Source organism: Bradyrhizobium embrapense, from assembly GCF_001189235.2.
Classification (GTDB): domain Bacteria; phylum Pseudomonadota; class Alphaproteobacteria; order Rhizobiales; family Xanthobacteraceae; genus Bradyrhizobium; species Bradyrhizobium embrapense.
In genome coordinates, this window is record NZ_LFIP02000005.1 from 473455 (window position 1) to 493941 (window position 20487).

A 20487-nucleotide genomic window follows, 5' to 3' on the forward strand; every position below is an offset into this window, starting at 1 on the left:
CCGGACTTGACCGGCCCCAGGGCTCGCGATTTACCGCAAATCCTCCCGCACGCCGCGAAAGAATGGGTGCCGCACTTTACCTTCCGCGGACTTCGCGCGGTACTCGATCTCGGCCAGTACCGTTGGCTCAACCCAGATCGCCCGGTGGGAGATGCGCTTGGAATAAGGCTGTGTCTTTCGGATCAACGGCTCAAGGCGCTTGCGTAGATCGGCGATCGAAGCCTTGTCGAAGCCATGGTCGACCTTGCCAGCGTAGATCAAGTCGTTGCCTTTGCGCCGACCGACATAAATGCCGTCCCACTTGTCACCGTCGAGCACGAAACCTGCAATCGGCAGCGTTTCCCGCTGCGCGCATGTTCGCTTGACCCAATCCCGACTACGGCCCATGGGATAGGCACTGTCGCGAACCTTCGACACTACGCCTTCAAGGCCGATCTTGCAGGCGTGAGCAAACATCTCAGGCCCGTCAACATCGAAGCTCTCGCTGAATTGGATGTCTGTGCCAGCAACGATCTTCTTTAAGGTCGTTTTTCGTTCATGTAGCGGCAGTTTACGCAGATCGCAGCCGTTGAGGTACAGCAGATCGAACGCGACGAGTACAATGCGTTTGGACGTGCCTTTCAACTCGTTTTGCAACATAGAGAAGTCGGTCGTCCCGTCTGGGCCGGGCACAACGATTTCGCCGTCGATGATCGCTGAGGCTGCCGACACGTGCCAAGTATCGTCGGCAACCTTCTTGAAGCGCTTCGTCCAATCGTTACCGCGTCGCGTGAAAACGGTCACCCGCTCATTGGCGAGATGAACTTGTACGCGATAGCCGTCGAATTTGATCTCGTGCACCCAACGAGCGCCGCGGGGAACCTTATCAATCGGCGACGCAAGGGCAGGGGCGATGAAGCCCGGGAAGAGCGCCTTCTTGCCGATCGCTTCTGGCTTCTTTCGTTGAAAGCCCACCGTCAAACCAGGGTGAGTTGACGCAGGTCGCGGACAGCGTGGCGATCGACAAAAGATGCCAAGTGGGATGGGACGTCGGTCAGTTGCAGATCGCATCGACGCTGAATTTCTTGCGCGACGTCTTTGGAAACATCCTGCGACCAGCGCTCCGCGGTGTTGAAGGCCACGACCCGTATCGGATCGGAGTATTCGCCAGTGAGCAGGTCTTGGATGACCGTTTCGAGGTCCGTCGCCTCAATATCGGCCTCGCGCCAAGCCTTTCCGATCCGACCGAAATCATCGGCGACAAGATAGACGGTTTGATCGTCATTGGGGACAATCGAGGGCGTCCAATTCGATCGACGCATCACAAGAACTCCACGCAACTAACTGTCGTTCAAGTGTGGCGGCAAAATTTCGTTCCGCAGTCGCGCTGAGATTTGGAACAAGCGTTTGGTCAGGAAGGTTGCGTTGGAGCGTACTTATTTGCGGGAGACACCGATGAAGCGCATTTTTCCGGTTGCGGCCATTTTCCTGCTGACCGCCTGCGCCGCATCGGCGCAACCAGCGGGCAGCCCGAGTGGTCGGGGTGCGGTCACCGGCGATCCCGCCGCCAGCTCGATGACGCCGAGCCGTGACCCCCAAGGCAGTACCGGCATGTCGCACAGCACGACAAGTGGAAGTGGCACATCGACGTCCGGTGGAAAGGATGCCACAGGCGATCAAGGTCGCGATGCCATGCCCAATAGCAACAAGACAGTGCGTCCGGAAAGCCAGCAACCTCGTAGGCCGTGAGGGCAGCTCATACCAGAGGCTACAAGCTCGCATCCGTTGCCCGGTCTTCCTTATCTGGACCGCGCATGACGATCTTCAATGCATCATCAGTCAACGGCCGCTGTAATGCCTTCGCTTCATCCCACGGCGCCCGCATCCAGACGTCACGTTCTTCGTCGGTAGTCAGGATGACCGGCGTCGCTTTGGGATGGATCGGTTCGACGACGGCGTTCGGCGCCGTCGTCAAGAAGCCGTAGACGTTGTGAGGCCCGGCGATCGGCTTCGACTTCGTGCCGCGGTCGCCCTTGAACACGGTCCAGATGCCGGCAAACGCCGTTAGCGGCCGGTCGTCGTTCAACGCGAACCAAACGACGTCCTTTTTCTTCGTCTCGGGGTTCGGCTCTGGCGCGTATTCGGCGAAGCTATTGAAGGGCACAAGGCAACGGTTTTCCGGCTTCAGCCAGCCGCGCCAGTGCGCGGACGTCGTGTTTCGGATGTTGGTCACCGGCGGCCCGCTGGTCCGCGGCGGTGGCGGCATGCCCCAGCGCATCAACGTGAGTTCGGTCCCGGCGTCGGTGTTGCGAACAACGGCCGCTGGGTAGTCCGGGAATACGCCCGGCATCGCCGCGAGGTTGCCGACGTAGCGATTGACAACGCGGAACAGGTTGATGATCGCGGCTTGGTTGGTCGTGATGGAGTAGAGATTGCACATTGAACTTCACGGCTGTCGTCAAATCGGCGACAATTAGGTGGACGGCTGCCAGCGCGCCAAGCACGCTACCTCTGTTACAAGTCTCCGCTAGCCGTTTAGCGCGGCCCGGATGAATGAGATTTCGAAAATTCTGCGCTAGCCGCGCCTGAGTTACCGTGTTCGGCTTGATCAGATTTCGAATTTCAGCGGCCGTGATGTAGTCTTCCAAAAACCATTCATCTGGCGATGCTTTGATGTTTTTGCGCATCTTCGGAATTGGAGGTGATGCCTACATCCAGGATGTTCCACAACAATAGTGCCTCCATGGCAGACCCGCTAAGAACGGTCGCGGCTTTGAAATCATTGCGATGCAATGCATTGGTTGCGCTATCGATGTCTAGACGAATGCTGTCTGCCAGTTGCCGATCCGAAATGAAGCTAAGTGCCGTTGTTTGCGGCGACGGAGTTTGATCCGGGCATTTCGATAGGGCTTCGCGAACGAGATACACGGGACTTTTGCCTTCGTGAGTTCGGGGCGGATCATCACCTCCACGATGGTTCCAGCGATCAATGGCCGCCTGCATTGCCTCCAAGCCGAAAACATAACTCGCATACTCGTCCCCGCTCATTGTGAGCAATTCGATTGGAAGGTCGTCGGCGAGATCAATGATGGCACCTAGAACAGGGCTGTCGGCTGAATACACGGACATATTGGGGTTGGATTTGGCTGTCGGATAAATTCTGTCAATGAATGAAACGATCTGCGATGGAACTACCTTCGTCATTAAATCAATCCCATTTATTTTGGCTTCTGTGCGACAAATACTTAACGCTCTTCCGGCCACCAAGTGGACCGCGGATCGTCTGTTGAAATCTTGGTCGCACGCGGCGCGATCAGATGGCTGCGCTGAAACAGATACCCGCCCGGCCTGCAACCGGCATGCTCTTGGCTTCCGTTTTCCCTTCAAACTCCGCCAGCCTCCACGAATTGTTGGTATCGCCGTTGGTAGGAATTCGTCGGCCTCCTTACCGCGGCCAGGATCGAGCGAGTCGTCGACGTCCGAACGGTACCGCGGTCCCGCACCAATCCGCAGTTCAACAAGGATACGCTCCCCACATCGCTTGAGGCCGCGGGCATTTCCTATGAGCATCTGGCGGATCTCGGCGGGCTACGCGGCAGGGCGCGAGGAGTGCCGCCTGCGGTCAACGGCCTCTGGAGTAACGAGAGCTTTCATAACTACGCGGACTACGCCCTGTCGGCGCAGTTTCATGCCGCCCTGCAACAGCTGCGCGACGAAGGGCACCGGCAACGCTGCGCGATCATGTGCTCGGAAGCCGTTTGGTGGCGCTGCCACCGCCGCATCGTCGCCGATTATCTCATCGCCTCCCGCGAGACCGTCGTGCACATCATGGGGAAGGGGCGACTGGAGCCCGCCCGCCTTGCCGAAAGCGCCGTGATCCAGAGCGACCGAACGGTGGTGTATCCGGGCACGGAGCAATTGGATTTATGATGGCGGCGCCGCTTGCGCTGCTGCATCGCCCGCAGGCCTCACTCCACGCTGCGTTTCCAATATCCGGTGCCGAGCTTGCCGGTGATCACCGCGATGCTGTCGTGTACTTCGTAGGAGCCGGCATCATGATAATTCCGCAGTCCCCTCAGCGCGTGCAGTGTCCAGCGGCCGTTGGCGAAGCTGACGGTGCCTTCGTGCGATTGTGCCGAGCGGAACGGCTCGGCGTGGAATTTGTAGGTGCCGTCGGCCAGGATCTGCCAGATCCAGCGCGACTGGCCGCGGCCGCTGGCCACCATGATCTCCCAGGTGCCGACCAACGCGGGATCGATGGCGCCGGTCGAAGCCACGGGCGCTGTCGACAATGCGGGAGCTGCGGCCACCGGCGCTGCGTTCGCCTGTTTCGCCGCCTCGGCCGGCGGCGCGCCCGCCAGATAGATCGCCTTGCGCGACAGCGAGCCGTAGACGAAGGGCTGCTGCTCATTGCGCGTTGCCTCCATCACGTCGTCGCGGACGTTGCGGAACATGAAGGTGACCTCGACGCCCGGCGACTCGATGTTGCGGAGCAGCGCCGCGGCGAACGGGCTGTTGCGGCCGTCGCCGTCGAGCGCGGTGGTGCCGTCGCGCGCGGCGTAGGCGACCAGCACGTTGCCGACCGGCTCGATGCGGCCGAGCCCGTTGCTCGCGGCGGCGCGGGTCGCGAGCGAGCGGCTCATCTTCGCCGCGAACGGATTGTTGCGGCAGGCATCGAGGATGACGAGGCCGAGGCTTCCGGTGCTGGAGACCTGCAGCATCACGCTCTGCAGGCTGATCGCTTCATTGGCGGCATCGGTGTCACGCTTCAGCTCGGCATCGACGGGGATCAGCCAGTTGTCGCCGTTGATCTCCATGCCGTGGCCGGCGAAATACACCGCGGCCATGTCGGCGCCGGCGGCGTTGCGTCCGAACGCGATCAGGCCGCGCCGCATCTCGTCGAAGCTGCCATTGGTGATGAGGGTGACGGCGAAGCCGAGGCGCTTCAGCGCCGCGGCGATATCGCCGGCATCGTTCGGCGGATTTGATAGCGCCGGCACGCTTCTGTAGGCGCCGTTGCCGATCACCAGCGCCACCCGCCTGCCGTCGGCCGCGGCCGGCACCGGGGCGAGGCCCGCGAGTGCCGCGGCGATGGCCAGTCCCGAAACAAACGCGCGGCGGTTCATACTGGACCCGATCGGAGGTGACTGGTCCACGGTAGCGCAGCCGGCGCGAGGCGGCCATCGAAATGGCGGTGCGATCAGGCTGCCTGCTTCGGCGTCCAGACGCCGGCCGGCACCGGCTCGGCCGGCAACAGACCGGCGCCAGCGGCACCCGCGATCGACATCGTGATCTCGTGGATGTCCTGCACCGACCGCTGCATCGAGAAGCGCGGATAGAGCTCGGTCATGGTAGTGGCGGTCGCCGCCTGCGCCGTCGCGGGATCGGCCAGCAGCGCCTCGACGGCGGCGGCGACGCTGGTCGTGTCCTGGCCGAAGCTGTAGCGGCTAAGATGCGGCATCTCCGCGGCCGTGAAGCGGTTGGCGTCGAACACCGGCACGGTGCCGGCGCCGAGCGCGAAGAACACCCGGTCGTGCACCGACAGGTCGATACTGGGATTGAGCGAGACCGCGGCGAGATAGCTGCCGAGGCCTTCGCGCATCGCGTCGAAAGTCATCGCGCCGAGCACGCGGGCCGGACGTCCACTGACGTCGAGATCGCTCCAGCCACCGCCGATGAAATCGACCGGATAGTCGGCCAGCACCGCGCCGACCTCGCGGGTGCGTACGCCTCTGGTGTAGTTGTCGAGCCGCGTCAGGATCACGTTGAACAGGTCGCCGCCCGGCTTCAGATAGACGAGATGCTGCTCGGCGACATCGACGATGATCTCTGGAAACGCGCCGCAGGTCTTGCCGCGGGCCTCGGCGATCGCGTCGAACAGCAGCGCGAACAGTTTTGGCGGCATCGTCTTGCGCCAGCCACGCTCGAGCGCCAGCGGATTCCAGCCGGACTTGGCGAAGATCAGCCGGCCGTTGCGCTGCTCCGGCGGCGGGCCGCCGAAGAAGCCGGGATCGGGGATGCCCATATGGGTGGCGAACACGCTGCCGTTGCATCCCGAGCGAGCGCATGCCGGGGTGCGGACCACGATCTAATGCGAATACTCCCGCTTCGCCGGCCGCGCCGACGAGCCGTATTATCCGATCAACACGGCCGCCGACCGCGCCATGCTGGCGTCCTATCATGCCATGACGGCATCGCGTCCGAACGTGATCTTCGGCGGCCGGCTCGGCTCCTACAAATATCTCGACATGCACCAGGCGATCGGCGCCGCGCTGAAGACCTTCGAGCACGAGGTCGAGCCGTTCTTCGCGCGCGGAGACATGCGCCCCGGTAGCACCGCCGCGCGCCGCGACGCCTTGTCGGCTCTGCCGGCGTGATCTAATCCTGCCGGCGCGGGCAGCGAACCACACAACAATCGCCCGCGGTCCCCGGTGAGGAAACAATGCGAAAGATCGCCATTGCCACGGCAGCCGCCGCCATATGTCTTGCCTTCAACGTCGCTCATGCGGCGCCGCCGCTGCCGGAAGCTTCGGCGCACCAGGCCGGTTTCTCGGAGCAGGGGCTGACTCGGCTCGACGACTTCTTCGCGCGCGAGATCGCGGCCAAGCGCGTGCCCGGCGCCGTGGTGGCGATCGCGCGGGACGGCAAGCTCGTGCACTACAAGGCCTATGGTCAGCTCGACCCGGTCAAGGGCACGCCGATGCCGATCGATGCGGTGTTCGCGCTGGCGTCGATGACCAAGCCGATGGCGGCGGTCGCGGGGCTGACGCTGATGGAGCAGGGCCGCTTCCCGCTGCAGGCCAAGGTCGCCGAGTTCTATCCGGGGTTTGCCGACATGAAGGTCGGCGTGCAGCAGGCTGACGGCTCGCTGACGATGGAGCCGCAGGCCCGGCCGATCTTCATCCACGATCTCTATCGCCACACCTCCGGCCTGATGTATGGCGGCCGGCCCGACAGCTCGAGCGCACTGGCGCGGCTCTATCCCGACGGCACGGCGCCGGCGGTCGAAGGCGACACGGCGGCCTTCATCGACCGCATCACCAAGCTGCCGCTGGTGCATCAGCCCGGCACCGAGTTCGAATACGGCTTCTCGATCGACGTGCTCGGCGCGGTTGTCGAGAAGGTGTCCGGCCAGCGGCTCGGCGACTATCTCTCGGCCAATGTATGGAAGCCGCTGGGCATGAAGGAAGCAACGTTCCATCCGGCCGACGCGCAGCGCGCGCGCCTGGCGCGTCCGTTCCCCAACGATCCGCTCACCGGCAAGCCGCAAGCCATCAAGCTGCTCGACACGCCGACCAAATTCGATTGCGGCGGCGCCTGCTCGTTCGCAACCGTCGGCGACTATGTCCGCTTCGGACAGATGCTGCTCAATGGCGGCGAGCTCGACGGCAAGCGCATCCTTAGCCCTCAGACCGTGCACCTCATGACGTCGAACCATCTCGGGCCCGAGATCAAGAACAACGTCGCCGCGGTCGAGCCACATCGCGGCGGGTTCGGTTTTGGGCTCGCGGTCGCGGTGCGGACCAGCGAAGGACTGGCGTCGGTGCCGGGCAATCCCGGCGAGTTCACCTGGAACGGCGCCTATGGCACGCAGTTCTTCTGCGATCCGAAGGAGCGCCTCGTCGTGGTGGTCGGAACCGCAGCGCCCGGCGAGCTGCGCAAATATTATCGCGAGAATGTGCAGGACATCGTCTACGGCGCGATGGTGAAGTGAGCCGCATCGCTGCGGCGCCGGTCATCGCATCTGGCGGACAGCAAAAAAGGCCCATGGCTCAAGCCGGGCGATGGGCCTTCAAATTTGCGCGGGCTACCACTGCCGATAGACACCGGTCAGCGTGCCGTTGTTGTTCCCTTCTGGACCGACGTCACCCTGGGTCGAGCTCGGTGCCGGATGGTTGGCGCCGTTCATCGGGCCGTAGCCATACCAGCCCGGTTCCGCCGGTTGGTACATCACGTACGGCTGGGCCCCGTAGCGCGGGCCACCGTAATATCGCGTGCCGGGACTCCCATACGGATAGTAGCCCTGCGCGAACGCGCCTGCGGTCGTTGCAATCAGGGACACTGCCGCAAGGGTCAGTATCTTGGTGTTCCGTTGCATGCGTACACTCCTTGCTGGTGTCGCGACCAACGACCGCCGCGGACCAGCGTTCCTGATGGGCCATGCAACGCACGAAGGCGAAGCTGCGCAGAGCTGGGATCAGGATCTGGTGAGGTGGGCTTGCGGCCGCATAGACCGGCGCCGTCGTTCTGCCCGGTCGAATTCATCCAGCGCCGAGCCGCTATGCGTTTCCGGCTATAACGCCCCGGCCGCGCCCGCAGTGCTTCGACAGGCCGGGCGTTTCGTAAAAGGAAGCCCGCCGACCGGGCGGGCAAGGTCTCAGGGAGGAAAACGCTCTGACAAGGGAGCGTATCGCCAGTTTCCCCGATTCGATGACGGCTGCGAAGATCGTATAACTACTGTCATCAGGGCCGGCATTATGCGAATGCTGCTGAGCCGCGGCCGGCCGGCAAGGCGCAATGACAAGGCGCGAATATAACAGGGGAAGTTCATGAGCACGTCTGGAGTTTTTGCCCGTGTCGTCGCGGCGATCGGGGCCGGCGCCGTGGCGTGGCGGCGGATGCAGGGCGCACAGCCGGCGCCCGCCTGGGGCAGCGCGCCGCAGATTCCGGTCGCGAAATCGCAGGGCGCGATCCCGACGCTGAAGATGCCGACGGCGCGCGGCTGGGACAAGGGTCAGCTTCCGACCGCAGCACCAGGGCTCAAGGTTAACGCCTTTGCCGCCGGGCTCGATCATCCGCGCTGGATCAACGTGCTGCCGAACGGCGATGTGCTGATCGCGGAGGCGACGCAGATCGCCGGCACGCCGCGCAGTGTGTTCCACTATGCGATGCAGGCCACGATGCGCCGCGCCGCCGCGCTCGGCGTCAGCGCCAACCGCATCACGCTGCTGCGCGACCGCGATCGCGACGGCGTCGCCGAAAGCCGTGGGGCGTTCATGGAAGGGCTGCGCCAGCCGTTCGGCATGGCGCTGATCGGCGACACCTTCTATGTCGGCAACACCGACGGCGTGGTCGCGTTTCCCTACACCGCGGGTGCCGACCGCATCACGGCGGAGGGACGCAAGCTCGTCGCCTTCAAACCCGACGGACACTGGACGCGCAGCCTGCTGCCGAGCGCCGACGGCAAGAAGCTCTATGCCGGCGTCGGCTCGCTCAGCAACATCGCCGAGAACGGCATGGAGGTCGAGCAAGGCCGTGCCGCAATCTACGAGCTCGATCTCGCAGCCGGCACCAGCCGCATCTTCGCCGGCGGCCTGCGCAATCCGGTCGGGCTCGCATGGGAGCCGACCACCAATGTGCTGTGGACCGTGGTCAACGAGCGCGACGGCATCGGCGACGAGACGCCGCCGGACTATCTCACTTCGGTGCGCGACGGCGGCTTCTACGGCTGGCCCTATTGCTACTGGGGCCAGACGGTGGACGATCGCGTGCCGCAGGATCCGGCGATGGTCGCCAAGGCGATCCAGCCGGACTACGCGCTCGGCGGCCACACTGCGTCGCTCGGCCTGTGCTGGATGCCCGCGGGCACGCTGCCGGGTTTCCCCGACGGCATGGTGATCGGCCAGCACGGCTCGTGGAATCGCTCGACGCTGTCAGGCTACAAGGTGGTGTTCGTGCCGTTCACGAACGGCCGCCCCTCGGGGCCGGCGCGCGACATCCTGTCGGGCTTTCTTGCGCCCGACGAGAAGGTGTCCTACGGCCGCCCGGTCGGCGTCGCGCTCGGGCCCGACGGTTCGCTGCTGGTCGCCGACGATGTCGGCAACGTGATCTGGCGCGTCACGGGAGCGTAGTGGCGCGGGCTGACCTCAGCGGCCGAGGAACTCGCGGATGCTCCGCGCGATCTCGGCGGCATGGGTCTCGAGCGCGAAGTGGCCGGTGTCGAGGAGCTTGACCACGGCGTTCGGATTGTCGCGCGTGAAGGCTTCGGCGCCCGCCGGCAGGAAGAACGGATCGTTCTTGCCCCACACCGCGAGGAACGGCGGCTGGTGGGTGCGGAAGTAGGCTTGGAAGGTCGGGTAGAGCGCGACATTGCTCTTGTAGTCGCCGATCAGGTCGAGCTGGACGTCATGCGCGCCGGGCCGCGCCATGTAGTAATTGTCGAGGTTCTGTCCATCCGGCGACACGGCTTGCGGATCCGACGTGCCGTGGGTGTACTGCCAGTGCGTGGTCTCCGGCGTCAGGAAGGCGCGCAGCGCGTCGCGGTTCGCCTGTGACGGATCCTGCCAATAGGCCTTGATCGGGCTCCATCCGTCGCTGAGGCCTTCCTCATAGGCGTTGCCGTTCTGCGAGATGATTGCGGTGATCCGCTCCGGGTGCTTGAGCGCGAGGCGGAAGCCGGTCGGCGCGCCATAGTCGAAGACGTAGACCGCGAAGCGGTCGAAGCCGATTACCTCGGTGAAGCGATCGATCACGGCGGCGATGCTGTCGAAAGTGTAGTTGAACTTGTCGCGTGCCGGCATGTCGGATTGGCCGAATCCGGGCAGGTCAGGCGCCACGATGTGGAATGTGTCCGCGAGTTGCGGGATCAGATCGCGGAACATGTGGCTCGCGCTCGGGAAACCGTGCAGCAGCAGCAGTTTCGGCGCGCCGGACGATCCGGCCTCGCGATAGAACACCTTGAAGCCGTCGACATCGGCGATGCGATACTTGATCTCGGACATCTGTCATTCCCTCTGATCGTGATGCGGTGATGTTTGAAATCAGGACTTGGTCTGCGTGGAACTTGCGCTGGCCGGTCCCCGGATGACGTTCGTGACGAGCGGTGCCGCGACCGCGCTGATGCCCACTGCGTCGAGCGCCGTGATCACCCGCGCCCAACGCGACCCGTCGGCCCACGCGCCGTGGGCGGGCACCACGGCGGCATCCTTCGACACGGTCCACTCCCTGGTTCTAGTCGTAACCTATTAGATGCATTTTGACAGGTTACGTCCATATGATCAGATGTTGGTAACTTGTCAATGATGTTTTAGGCGGTTATTTCAAATGCAGTCGAAAAGCCGCCAGGAGGTCCAGCTGTGCAACGCGATCCGCCCGCGATGTTCATCGCCGATAGTTTGGGCCTCGATTTCATCAATTCGATCGCGACCCCGGTCGACACGCCGGTGGACTGGATCGCCGATGGCGACGGCCTGTTGCGCTGGCTCGTGCAGGCGAAGCTGGTGCCGTCAGACGTGCTCGACGAGCTCAAGGCACGCGCGAAGCCGGGCGAGCTCGACGATGTCGCCGGTCAGGCGCGAGACTTGCGCGAATGGTTCCGCGGCTTCGTCCGCAAGCATATGGGCAAGCCGCTGCAGCCGAAGGCTCTGAAGGATTTGGAGCCGCTGAACCGGCTGCTTGAAAGCGATCAGGCGTTCAGCCGGATCGCTCCGTACCATCACGACGATCACGACGGCTTTGCGCTGGAGCGGATACGGCGCTGGCATTCGGCGCGGTCGCTGCTGCTGCCTATCGGCGAGGCGATGGCCAGGGTCGTCTGCGAGGAAAGCTTTTCCGACATCAAGGCATGCGAGAGCCCGACCTGCACGTTGATGTTTGCCGATCACACAAGGGCGCGTGCGCGCCGCTGGTGCAGCATGGCGATCTGCGGCAACCGCGCCAAGCAAGCCGCGCACCGCAGCCGGATGAAGGGCCAGGGCTGAGACCGGCAGGGAACCTGGAATTCCCGCATGTCCGATAATTCGGAAGCGCCTAAAACCGGAATGAAATCCATAGCGGTTTTCAACCATGCCGCTTGAGCCTTCCTCAACTTCCGCAGCCGATGCTTCGCCCGCCAACGGGATCGACAAGGAGCTTGAGCATGCCGGCCAAGGCACGAACGACTGGACGAGCGGCCGCGAGCAACGTCACCGCGCAATCGCGCGAGGATATCCTGAACGCGCGGGCCATCAGCACGCTGGGCGCCGGCGTCGTCAACGCGATGAGCGCGGTCGGCGCCGCCGTGATCAAGAAGCACAAGCCGGCGCTCGGCAAGAGTCCGGATTGGTTCTGGCACATGTTCGCGAAATGCGAGGCCAAGGCCGCACGCGTCGCCGAGCAGGCCGCGCGCGATCCGGAGGCTTGCGGCGACGCCACCTTCATCGAGGTCTATGCCGCGCAATTGCCGAAGCTGATGGCATCCGCGCTCGATAGCCACGACAACGCGCTCAAGGCGAAGTGACGCCGCGCGAGGAAGAAGCTGACAACGGCGGTCGTGACGTTGTCGTTCCCCCGATCTGTCTGCTGCGTCGCGGCGCAAAGCAGCCATGCACCTGAAACCCCAACCCCTCGCCGTTCGTATTCGACAGGTGGCAGAAGTCCGCACCCGCGGGCTTTGGATTTTTCAATCCGGGACGGTTGATGGTGAAGCACCTTGTTTCCAATGAAGAGAAGTGTGACGCGTGCAACGGGACAGGCTTTCCGGCGGTGAAGCAGCCGCGCGAGCCGGGACGGAAGATCTATCCCGAGCCTTGCAAGAAATGCGGCGGCAAGGGACGTGTCAGGAAGGCTACGTGGGGCAAGTAGCCGCGTAAAGCAAGCAGTTCTGTAGGGCGGGTGAGGCGAAGCCATAACCCGCCGGTGCTCCATCACATGGCGTTGCGGCAACCCGCCCTGCGTAGCGGAGTACGACGCCATGTGACGCGCGTCACGGCGGCAGCCGGCGCAGCGAGCCATTGATAGCGCCATGAACGGGCGGTCCTCCCGTCAATCATGGAGCTGAAGATGACGTCTTCCCTTGCAATCAGTGTTTCCGATGACGGCGTTGCTCTGGTGCCGGAGCATGATCAAGCTGCCGCGTCGCTCGTTCCCGCCGATGCGGCCGGCGCGCCGCAGCGCCAGTTCTGGGAGACCGAGCACACCCGCCCGGATTTTCAGCCCTCCAACGAGGCCGCGCCCGAGCTGGTCGCGGCCACCCAAAACTATCTCGGCGAATGCATGCGGCATCCCTATTTGCCGGTGTCCGAAATTCGCGCGCGGCAGTTCGCCCGGGTCAAGGAACTGGTCGAGCTCGCCTACCGGGACATTCCGGTCTACCGCGCCAAGTATGATGCGGCCGGCTTCAAGCCGGAGCATCTGCGCGACTATGACGACATCCAGAAGATCCCGGTCATCACCAAGCCCGAGCTCGTCGCGGCCTTCCCGGACCAGTGCGTCAGCAAGAAGTACAAGCCGGAGGATTTGTTTCCGACGCGCTCGTCGGGCTCGTCCGGCCAGACCTTGCTGATCCGTGTCGACTATGACGCGGTCATCACCGACACCATCCAGGGCGTCCGCCAGTTCGCGATGCAGAGCGGCGGCAACTACCACGCCGAGGACTTGCTCGCCCACGTCTACACCGTGCCGTGGTGGTTCGATTCGATCGGCGGCGACTATCCGACCGCCTTCATCTCGAACCTGATCCCGCCGGCGCGCGTCGCCCAGCATCTGCGCTATCTCGGGCCGAAGATCCTGTCGCTCTATCCGTCGAGCCTTGATGCGCTGATGCCGCATGTCGACGAGTTCCGCTCCTCGCTCAATCTCGCGGTGACGCATTCGGAATACTCCTCGCGCGCTGCGCGTCAGGAATGGTCGCGCCAGCTCGGCGTTCCCGTGCTCGACGAATATTCCTCCGAGGAGGCGACGCGGATCGCGCTCGAGATGCCCGATGGCAAGTATCACGTCTGCGAGGACACCGTGCATCTCGACGTGCTCGACCCCATCACGATGGAGCCGCAGGCGGCCGGCCAGTCCGGCATCGCCGTGATCACCAACCTGCTCAACGAGGCGATGCCGTTCATCCGCTATGTGCAGGGCGACTACATCACCCAGCCGGCCAATCCGGCGCCGTCAGATATCAACTGGTCGCAGATCGCCAGCATCGACGGCCGGCTCAACGATGCCTTCGTCAACCGCTGTGGCCGCAAGGTCCCGGCCGGCAGCATCCTGGATGCAACCTATCGCTGGATGTTCGACTGCAACCTGCATCTGGCGCAGTTCGAGATCGTGCAGCGCGGCGTCGACCTCGTCGAGGCGCGCGTCGTGCTCGGCCAGGATACGCCGCTGTGCCGGCTGCATGGCTCGGTCGCGCATCTGGAGGATCTGCTCAAAGCCTGTCTCGAGCATCCGGTCCGGGTGCAGGCCAACGCACTGCTCGCGTTTCCACCCAAGGTCGGCAAGCGCCGCCCGATCCGCCGCGAGTTCGATTGATCGCAGCAAAACAGGAGCGCGTGCCATGGGCTCGTCACTGAACCGCATCGCCGCCATGACGTCGCGCTACTACTACATCCTGCGCTCGTCATGGCTCCGGCTGCTCGAGATCGTCTACTGGCCGGCGATGCAGATGCTGGTGTGGGGATTCCTCTACACTTACCTCTATCAAAGCAAGTCGGCGATGGCTTCCGCCGCCGGCCTCTTGCTCGGCGCCGTTCTGCTCTGGGACGTGCTGTTTCGCGGCCAGCTCGGCTTCACCTTCACCTTCCTGGAGGAGATCTGGTCGCGCAACCTCGCCAATTTGATGATGAGCCCGTTGCAGCCCTTCGAGCTTGCGGCCTCGCTGATGCTGATGAGCCTGATCCGGCTCGTCATCGGTACCTTGCCGGTGATGCTGCTGACGCTGCTGCTGTTCAGCTTCAATGTCTTTGCGATGGGGCCGGGGTTGATCATGTTCTTCCTCAACCTCGTGCTGACCAGCTGGGCGATCGGGCTCGTCGTCGCCGGCCTCGTGATCCGCCAGGGCCTCGGCGCCGAAAGCCTCGCCTATTCGATCATGATCGTACTGCTGCCGCTGAGCTGCGTCTACTACCCGGTCGAGGCGCTGCCGCTCTGGCTGCACCCGGTCGCCTGGTCGTTGACCCCGACCTATGTGTTCGAGGGCATGCGCGCCGTGCTGCTCGACGGCACCCTCCGCACCGACCTGATGATCGAATGCCTCGCGCTCAATGCCGTCTATCTCGGCGTTGGCTTCACCACATTCGTCGCCCTGTTGCAGAGCGCACGCCACAAGGGCGGCCTGCTCACCATGGGCGAGTAAGGGGAGGGATCCATGAGCCGCATCGAACGCCTTTTGCCCCGCCGACATCTGACACCGGTGTCGCCAAACGCCACGCCGCACGACAACGCGCCTGTCAGCCTCGGTCGCGACGAGGCGCCAGCCATCGCGGTCGAGGATCTCTGCAAGAAGTACCGCAGCCATTGGGCCGTCGACGACGTGAACTTCATCGTGCCGAAGGGCTGGACCGTCGGCCTGCTCGGCGGCAACGGCGCCGGCAAGACCACCACCATCGCCATGATCATGGGCCTCGTGGTGCCAAGCTTCGGCCGCGCCATGGTGCTGGGCCACGACATGGCGACCGAGCGCCACAAGGTGCTGAGCCGAATGAACTTCGAAAGCCCCTATGTCGCGTTGCCGGGGCGGCTCACCGTGCGGCAGAACCTCATGGTGTTCGGACGGCTCTATGGCGTCGCCAACCTGAAGGCGCGGGTCGAGGAGCTGATCGAGGATTTCGAGCTCGGCGACGTGCTCGACCGCGTCACCGGGCGGCTCTCGGCCGGGCAGAAGACCCGCGTCGCGGTCGCCAAGGCGCTGATCAACGATCCGGACGTGCTGCTGCTCGACGAGCCGACGGCATCGCTCGATCCTGACCGTGCCGAGTGGGTGCGCAGCCGGCTCCGCGCCTATCAGAAGCGCCGCGGCGCCACCGTCCTGCTGTCCTCGCACAACATGACCGAGGTCGAGCAGCTCTGCGACTTCGTCGTGATCATGAGCCACGGCCGCATCGTCGCGATGGGACGTCCGGGCGAGCTCGCCGAGCGCTTCAAGTGCCGGGATCTCGACGAGGTCTTCATCTATCTGGCGAGGGTCGCGTGATGTCCTCATTTGGTTTTCCGAACGACAAGCCGGTTGCGATCCATCAGGAACGCCGTTCGGACGTGGCGGCGCGAGAGGGTCTGCTCGACGCTGCATTCGGTCCTGGCCGCCTGGCCAAGGCCTCGGAGCGGCTGCGCGAGGGCCGCAAGCCTGCGCGCGGCCTCGCGTTTGTCGCGCGCCGTGGCGGCCACTTGGTCGGCACATTGCGGCTGTGGACCGTCGTGACCGGCACCGGTCATGCCGGCCTGCTGCTAGGCCCGCTCGCAGTGGCGGAGGAGGTTCGATGCCTCGGCATCGGCGCGGCGCTGATGCGGCAGGCGTTGCAGCGGGCCGACCTGCTCGGCCACCGCGCCGTCATCCTGGTCGGCGATGCCGCCTATTACAGCCGCTTCGGCTTCTCGGCGGCGCAGACCGGCGCGCTCCGGATGCCCGGTCCATATCAGCGCGACCGTCTTCTGGCCTGCGAGCTGGCGCCGGGCGCCCTGCGAGGGGCGGGCGGCCTGATTGTCGCAGCCGGCCCGCCATCGTCGCGGCTGTCCGGATTGATCGACCGGATCGCCGGCAGCCAGGCCCCGATCGGGCAACCGGCCTGATTTACGCCGCCCTTTTCCGCCATGGGGGCATGGCGGTTTGGTTGTTCTTGGCGTAAAGCAGCCCAAATCGTCATGCGGCTGTGCCGCCTGCCGGGTACGCAGCTTCAGGTCGTCCCGCTCGACGTTCCGCGCCCGGATCAATCAAGGTTTCCCATCTCGTGCCCTTTCCGACCACAAGTCCGCCGCTCGCCCGTGCCTTGGCTGAGCGCAACTACGATCAACCGACCCCCGTCCAGCTTGCCGTGCTCGCGGACGATGCCATTGGCCGCGATCTGCTCGTTTCGGCCCAAACCGGCTCCGGCAAGACCGTTGCCTACGGATTGGCCATGGCAAAGGATCTGCTCGACGGGGCCGAGCGGTTCGAGCCGGCGGCGGCACCGCTGGCGCTGATCGTCGCGCCGACCCGCGAGCTTGCCCTTCAGGTTCAGCGTGAGCTCGCGTGGCTCTATGAACATGCCGATGGCCGCGTCGTCTCTTGCGTCGGCGGCATGGACCCGCGCCGTGAGCAGCGCGAGCTTGCCGCAGGCGCCCACATCGTGGTCGGCACGCCTGGCCGGTTGTGCGACCATTTGCGGCGCGGCCGTCTCGACATTTCGGGATTGCGGGTCGTCGTGCTCGACGAGGCCGATGAGATGCTCAATCTCGGCTTCCGCGAGGACATGGAATTCATCCTCGAGACGACGCCGGACACCCGCCGCACCCTGCTGTTCTCGGCGACGTTTCCGCGCGGCATCGTCGCGCTGGCCAGGCAGTATCAGCAGCAGGCGTTCCGGATCGAGGTCGCGGGCGACGAGGGCGGCCATGCCGATATCGAGTACCGCGCCATCCGGGTCGCCGCCGACGATGTCGAGCACGCGGTCGTCAACCTGCTGCGCTTCCATGAGGCGCCGAGCGCGCTGGTGTTCTGCAATACGCGAGAGGCCGTCAGGCATTTGCAGGCGGCGCTGCTGGAGCGCGGATTCTCGGTGGCCGCGCTGTCGGGCGAAATGACCCAGAACGAGCGTACCCAGGCGCTGCAGGCGTTGCGCGACGGACGCTCCCGGGTCTGCGTCGCGACCGACGTCGCGGCGCGCGGCATCGATCTGCCGAGCCTCGATCTCGTCATTCATGCCGATCTGCCCAAAGACCCCGAGGTCATGCAGCATCGCTCGGGCCGCACCGGCCGCGCCGGCCGCAAGGGCGTCAGCATCCTGCTGGTGCCGCCGGCCCGGCGCCGCCGCGCCGAATTGCTGCTGGATCACGCCGGCATCGATGTCGCCTGGGGCTCCGCGCCGCAGGCGGATGAGATCCGCAAGCTCGATCACGACCGGCTGTTGCAGGATGCGGTGTTCTCCGAGGAGGTGACCGCCGAGGATCAGGTGCTCGCGCAAGCCTTGCTTGCCGAACGCTCGCCCGAAGCGATCGCTGCGGCGCTGGCCCGGTTCTATCGCGCGCGGCTGCCTGCGCCGGAAGACATTCTCGATCCCGGCGAGGGACGCGGTCGCAACCGCGGCGATCGCGCCGCGCGCCGCGAGGAGCGTGCCTCAGGGCCGGAATCGAAGACCGGCAAGTCTCCGCGCCACGGCATGGAGGAGGCCACGGTCTGGTTCCGCGCCGCCATCGGGCGCCGCAAGAATGCCGAAGCGCGCTGGCTGCTGCCGATGATCTGCCGCCGCGGCGGCATCGACAAGCGCGACATCGGCGCCATCAAGATCTCGGATACGACCACCGAGTTCGAGATCGCCGCACGGGTAGCGGATTCCTTCGCCGCCAAGATCAAGCGTCCCGACAAGGAAGACAGCATCCGCATCGAGCCGCTGGCGGACGCGCCGCAGCGAGAGGCGCACATGGAAAAGCCGCCGCGCAAGCCCAGGAACGAGCCCAGACAGGACTCTTGGCGCGATCAGAATGACGGCGGATACAGCGCTCCGCGTGGCGAAGAGCCGCGTGATCACGCGGCCGCAAAGCGGCGCGGCAAGCCGGATCGCGAGGCGAGAGCGTTTTCGAGCGAAGGCGCAAGCGGTTCGCGAGAGGACTATGCGCCAAGGCGAGAATCGAGAGGGCCGTCCCGATACGATCGCGAAGGCAAAGGCGCGAGGCCGGCATCCGGCGATGAGCCGAGGTTCGGCAAGAAAAAGAAGCACCAGGGCAAGGCCGGACTGACGCAATGGCCGGACGTGTCGGCGAAGCCGAAGTTCGGCAAGAAGCCGAAGAAGAAGCGGCGGGGCTAAGTTGCAGTCAGCGGCGCAGCCGCGCGTTCAGAATGTCGATGCAAGAGTCTCGACAGCGCAACAAACTTCGCGTCGTACCGGCGAAGGCCGGGATCCATTACCCTGGATGCTCATTGTTGTGTAATACTGGGGCCACAGCTCGCTTCAACAACACAAGCTTGCGGTTATGGGTCCCGGCCTTCGCCGGGACGACGATGTGAAGCGAGCTCCGTGTCGAAACTCGATTGCGAGTAGTCGCGGCATTTTTTGCCGCTACGCGACCAGCGCGATCTTCGGCACGGTGGCGAGCACGGACTGGTTGCGGCCGTTGGCTTTCGCGGCGTAGAGCGCCTTGTCGGCGGCTTCGATCAGGTCGGACCATTGCTGGCCGGCGAGCGGCCGCATGCTGGCGACGCCGATGCTCACCGTCGTGATCAACTCGCCCTCGCACCATTGCTGGACCTTGCCGCGAATGGTCTCGGCCAGGTTGAAGGCCTCGAGCGCGGTCATGTTGGGCAGCAGCACGGCAAATTCCTCGCCGCCGAAGCGCGCCGGACAATCGCCGGCGCGGCGCACCGCGTCCGAAATGCAGATCGCTATCCCGACCAGCACCTGATCGCCGGCCTGATGTCCATAGGTGTCGTTATAGGCCTTGAAGTGATCGGCATCGATCATCAACAGCGCGACCGGCTGGCCGTGCCGGCCGGCACGGCGCCATTCGCGGTCGATCTCGGCATCGAACTTGCGCCGGTTCTTCAGGCCCGTGAGGGCATCGGTGGTCGCCAGTTCCTCGAGCTTGTCCTCGGCGTCGGCGCGGCGAACGATCTCGCGGGCAAGCACCAGCGTCGCGCTGAGCACGAACAGCACCAGAACGGCCATGATCGCGCCGATCCAGATCGCCTCGGTGCGCCAGAGACTGAAGACGGCTTCGAGCGTCTTGCCGACCACGACGTAAAGCGGCCCGCTGCTGCTGCGCCTGACATAGAGACGCGGCGTGTCGTCGACCGGGCCCTTGCCGGAGAACGAGCCGCCCACCTTCAGGTTCTCGGCTTTCCAGGCCTGCGCCTCCGCGAGGTTCTTGCCGATCATATCGAGATCGAACGGCGTCCGCATGATGATGGTGCGGTCGTTGCGCAGCACCGCGATGGTGTCGCCCGGCGTGAGGCTCAGCCGCCCGAACAGATCGTGGAAGTAGCTGAAGCGGATCGAGCCGACCACGACGCCGTGAAAGCGGCCGTCTTCGCCGGTGATACGCCGGCTCAGCACGATGGCATAGGCGCCGCGATGCAACATCGGCCGGCTGACATACAGCCCGGTATCGGGATGGTCGCGCTGGACCGTGAAATACTCCTCGTCGCTGCGGTTCTCCGGCTGCGGATCGAGGCTCGCCGCGTCGATGGTCAGATTACCCTTGGCGTCGAACACCTGGATCGCACCGAAATGCTTTGCGGTCGCAGCGTGATCGAACAGGATCAGCTGGCGCAATTCCTTGCTGACGCTGCGGATCTCCGGCATTTCCAGGTTGCTGGCGACCGCGCGCAGCGACAGGTCGTAGAGTTCGATGTTGCGGCTGATGTCGGCCTCGATGCCTGACGCCAGATTCTCCAGGGTCCGGCGGGCCAGTTGCTCCTCGCCGCGGCGCATGTCGAACATCACGCCGGCGCACACTGCGGAGAAGCCGAGGATGGTCGCAACGGATGCCGCGATCAGCAGCTTTGCCGATAGCCGCCAGCGCCGCCTTGCCTCGTTTCCCCGTCGAAATGGCATGTCCCGCTCCAATGCGCCGTCATGCATCGGGAAATCTTGTTGTCGCCTTAAATGGCGACAGCGGCCGCCGAATGGG

At 64.6% G+C, this 20487-nt stretch carries 20 protein-coding genes and 2 pseudogenes; 12 read left to right on the forward strand and 10 right to left on the reverse strand.

The window, feature by feature from the left end; genetic code table 11:
• Nucleotides 1–30: 30 nt before the first annotated feature.
• On the reverse strand, nt 31–954 hold the full coding sequence (gene ligD / locus AKN83_RS24795) for a non-homologous end-joining DNA ligase (RefSeq protein WP_050403372.1): 924 nt from the start codon (nt 952–954) through the stop codon (nt 31–33).
• Between the two features lie 2 nt (nt 955–956).
• Complete coding sequence (locus AKN83_RS24800; RefSeq protein ID WP_050403373.1) at nt 957–1301, reverse strand: hypothetical protein; 345 nt, start codon at nt 1299–1301, stop codon at nt 957–959.
• Nucleotides 1302–1434: 133 nt separating this feature from the next.
• Here AKN83_RS24800 and AKN83_RS38500 point away from each other — a divergent pair, with 133 nt between their 5' ends.
• Entirely contained in the window at nt 1435–1728 is a 294-nt protein-coding gene (locus AKN83_RS38500; RefSeq protein ID WP_083992219.1) for a hypothetical protein, read from the forward strand.
• 19 nt (nt 1729–1747) lie between these two features.
• Here AKN83_RS38500 and AKN83_RS24805 read toward each other — a convergent pair whose 3' ends face one another.
• Nucleotides 1748–2419: an SOS response-associated peptidase gene (locus tag AKN83_RS24805; protein ID WP_050403374.1), complete on the reverse strand. Its 672-nt coding sequence runs from the start codon at nt 2417–2419 to the stop codon at nt 1748–1750.
• A gap of 215 nt (nt 2420–2634) precedes the next feature.
• Nucleotides 2635–3183, reverse strand: a complete 549-nt coding sequence (locus AKN83_RS24810; RefSeq protein ID WP_050403375.1) for a hypothetical protein — start codon at nt 3181–3183, stop codon at nt 2635–2637.
• 225 nt (nt 3184–3408) lie between these two features.
• On the opposite strand from AKN83_RS24810, the pseudogene AKN83_RS24815 reads away from it, so the two are divergent.
• Nucleotides 3409–3909, forward strand: a pseudogene (locus AKN83_RS24815) (DUF488 domain-containing protein); the annotation flags it as partial.
• Between the two features lie 38 nt (nt 3910–3947).
• Here the strand turns inward: AKN83_RS24815 and AKN83_RS24820 are convergent.
• Both AKN83_RS24820 and AKN83_RS24825 read right to left on the reverse strand, forming a co-directional pair.
• The gene (locus AKN83_RS24820; RefSeq protein ID WP_050403376.1) at nt 3948–5105 is read right to left on the reverse strand and encodes a caspase family protein; all 1158 of its coding nucleotides are present in this window, start codon (nt 5103–5105) and stop codon (nt 3948–3950) included.
• Between the two features lie 74 nt (nt 5106–5179).
• Nucleotides 5180–6019, reverse strand: a complete 840-nt coding sequence (locus AKN83_RS24825) for a hypothetical protein (protein ID WP_206600810.1) — start codon at nt 6017–6019, stop codon at nt 5180–5182.
• A gap of 67 nt (nt 6020–6086) precedes the next feature.
• Between AKN83_RS24825 and AKN83_RS40930 the strand changes: the two are divergent.
• Nucleotides 6087–6356 (forward strand): annotated as a pseudogene (locus AKN83_RS40930) (UDP-galactopyranose mutase); the annotation flags it as partial.
• Nucleotides 6357–6421: 65 nt separating this feature from the next.
• Nucleotides 6422–7693 (forward strand): serine hydrolase domain-containing protein, encoded by a 1272-nt coding sequence (locus AKN83_RS24835; RefSeq protein ID WP_063695506.1) that lies wholly within the window; start codon nt 6422–6424, stop codon nt 7691–7693.
• 93 nt (nt 7694–7786) lie between these two features.
• On the opposite strand, the gene AKN83_RS24840 is transcribed toward AKN83_RS24835, so the two are convergent.
• Nucleotides 7787–8077: a hypothetical protein gene (locus AKN83_RS24840; RefSeq protein ID WP_050403379.1), complete on the reverse strand. Its 291-nt coding sequence runs from the start codon at nt 8075–8077 to the stop codon at nt 7787–7789.
• A 451-nt stretch (nt 8078–8528) separates the two neighbouring features.
• On the opposite strand from AKN83_RS24840, the gene AKN83_RS24845 reads away from it, so the two are divergent.
• Entirely contained in the window at nt 8529–9830 is a 1302-nt protein-coding gene (locus AKN83_RS24845; RefSeq protein ID WP_050403380.1) for a PQQ-dependent sugar dehydrogenase, read from the forward strand.
• A gap of 15 nt (nt 9831–9845) precedes the next feature.
• On the opposite strand, the gene AKN83_RS24850 is transcribed toward AKN83_RS24845, so the two are convergent.
• Both AKN83_RS24850 and AKN83_RS39865 read right to left on the reverse strand, forming a co-directional pair.
• Nucleotides 9846–10700: an alpha/beta fold hydrolase gene (locus AKN83_RS24850; RefSeq protein ID WP_050403381.1), complete on the reverse strand. Its 855-nt coding sequence runs from the start codon at nt 10698–10700 to the stop codon at nt 9846–9848.
• Nucleotides 10701–10739: 39 nt separating this feature from the next.
• Nucleotides 10740–10913: a hypothetical protein gene (locus AKN83_RS39865; RefSeq protein ID WP_244522075.1), complete on the reverse strand. Its 174-nt coding sequence runs from the start codon at nt 10911–10913 to the stop codon at nt 10740–10742.
• Nucleotides 10914–11075: 162 nt separating this feature from the next.
• Here AKN83_RS39865 and AKN83_RS24855 point away from each other — a divergent pair, with 162 nt between their 5' ends.
• The 7 genes from AKN83_RS24855 (at nt 11076) to AKN83_RS24885 (ending at nt 18665) form a co-directional block, all read left to right on the forward strand.
• Entirely contained in the window at nt 11076–11678 is a 603-nt protein-coding gene (locus AKN83_RS24855) for a CGNR zinc finger domain-containing protein (protein ID WP_050403383.1), read from the forward strand.
• Nucleotides 11679–11836: 158 nt separating this feature from the next.
• Nucleotides 11837–12196 carry a hypothetical protein gene (locus tag AKN83_RS24860; protein ID WP_050403384.1) on the forward strand — a complete coding sequence of 120 codons (360 nt, stop codon included), beginning with the start codon at nt 11837–11839 and terminating at the stop codon, nt 12194–12196.
• Between the two features lie 542 nt (nt 12197–12738).
• Nucleotides 12739–14202, forward strand: a complete 1464-nt coding sequence (locus AKN83_RS24865; RefSeq protein ID WP_157113541.1) for a phenylacetate--CoA ligase family protein — start codon at nt 12739–12741, stop codon at nt 14200–14202.
• A 25-nt stretch (nt 14203–14227) separates the two neighbouring features.
• On the forward strand, nt 14228–15025 hold the full coding sequence (locus AKN83_RS24870) for an ABC transporter permease (protein WP_050403386.1): 798 nt from the start codon (nt 14228–14230) through the stop codon (nt 15023–15025).
• 12 nt (nt 15026–15037) lie between these two features.
• Nucleotides 15038–15862, forward strand: coding sequence for an ABC transporter ATP-binding protein (locus AKN83_RS24875; protein WP_083992201.1), 825 nt, complete (start codon nt 15038–15040; stop codon nt 15860–15862).
• On the forward strand, nt 15862–16455 hold the full coding sequence (locus AKN83_RS24880) for a GNAT family N-acetyltransferase (RefSeq protein WP_050403387.1): 594 nt from the start codon (nt 15862–15864) through the stop codon (nt 16453–16455). Before AKN83_RS24875 ends, AKN83_RS24880 begins: the two co-directional genes overlap by 1 nt.
• Nucleotides 16456–16613: 158 nt before the next feature.
• The gene (locus AKN83_RS24885; RefSeq protein ID WP_050403388.1) at nt 16614–18665 is read left to right on the forward strand and encodes a DEAD/DEAH box helicase; all 2052 of its coding nucleotides are present in this window, start codon (nt 16614–16616) and stop codon (nt 18663–18665) included.
• Nucleotides 18666–18917: 252 nt separating this feature from the next.
• On the opposite strand, the gene AKN83_RS24890 is transcribed toward AKN83_RS24885, so the two are convergent.
• Nucleotides 18918–20411, reverse strand: coding sequence for a sensor domain-containing diguanylate cyclase (locus AKN83_RS24890; protein ID WP_063695523.1), 1494 nt, complete (start codon nt 20409–20411; stop codon nt 18918–18920).
• Between the last annotated feature and the right edge of the window lie 76 nt (nt 20412–20487).

Coding starts and splice junctions, on each gene's coding strand:
- AKN83_RS24820 (WP_050403376.1), bottom strand. CDS start 5,105: ATGAACCGCCGCGCGTTTGTTTCGGGACTGGCCATCGCCGCGGCACTC.
- AKN83_RS24880 (WP_050403387.1), top strand. CDS start 15,862: ATGTCCTCATTTGGTTTTCCGAACGACAAGCCGGTTGCGATCCATCAG.
- AKN83_RS24850 (WP_050403381.1), bottom strand. CDS start 10,700: ATGTCCGAGATCAAGTATCGCATCGCCGATGTCGACGGCTTCAAGGTG.
- AKN83_RS24855 (WP_050403383.1), top strand. CDS start 11,076: ATGTTCATCGCCGATAGTTTGGGCCTCGATTTCATCAATTCGATCGCG.
- AKN83_RS24845 (WP_050403380.1), top strand. CDS start 8,529: ATGAGCACGTCTGGAGTTTTTGCCCGTGTCGTCGCGGCGATCGGGGCC.
- AKN83_RS24890 (WP_063695523.1), bottom strand. CDS start 20,411: ATGCCATTTCGACGGGGAAACGAGGCAAGGCGGCGCTGGCGGCTATCG.
- AKN83_RS24870 (WP_050403386.1), top strand. CDS start 14,228: ATGGGCTCGTCACTGAACCGCATCGCCGCCATGACGTCGCGCTACTAC.
- AKN83_RS24835 (WP_063695506.1), top strand. CDS start 6,422: ATGCGAAAGATCGCCATTGCCACGGCAGCCGCCGCCATATGTCTTGCC.
- AKN83_RS24800 (WP_050403373.1), bottom strand. CDS start 1,301: ATGCGTCGATCGAATTGGACGCCCTCGATTGTCCCCAATGACGATCAA.
- AKN83_RS24865 (WP_157113541.1), top strand. CDS start 12,739: ATGACGTCTTCCCTTGCAATCAGTGTTTCCGATGACGGCGTTGCTCTG.
- AKN83_RS24805 (WP_050403374.1), bottom strand. CDS start 2,419: ATGTGCAATCTCTACTCCATCACGACCAACCAAGCCGCGATCATCAAC.
- AKN83_RS24875 (WP_083992201.1), top strand. CDS start 15,038: ATGAGCCGCATCGAACGCCTTTTGCCCCGCCGACATCTGACACCGGTG.
- AKN83_RS24840 (WP_050403379.1), bottom strand. CDS start 8,077: ATGCAACGGAACACCAAGATACTGACCCTTGCGGCAGTGTCCCTGATT.
- AKN83_RS24810 (WP_050403375.1), bottom strand. CDS start 3,183: ATGACGAAGGTAGTTCCATCGCAGATCGTTTCATTCATTGACAGAATT.
- AKN83_RS38500 (WP_083992219.1), top strand. CDS start 1,435: ATGAAGCGCATTTTTCCGGTTGCGGCCATTTTCCTGCTGACCGCCTGC.
- AKN83_RS24860 (WP_050403384.1), top strand. CDS start 11,837: ATGCCGGCCAAGGCACGAACGACTGGACGAGCGGCCGCGAGCAACGTC.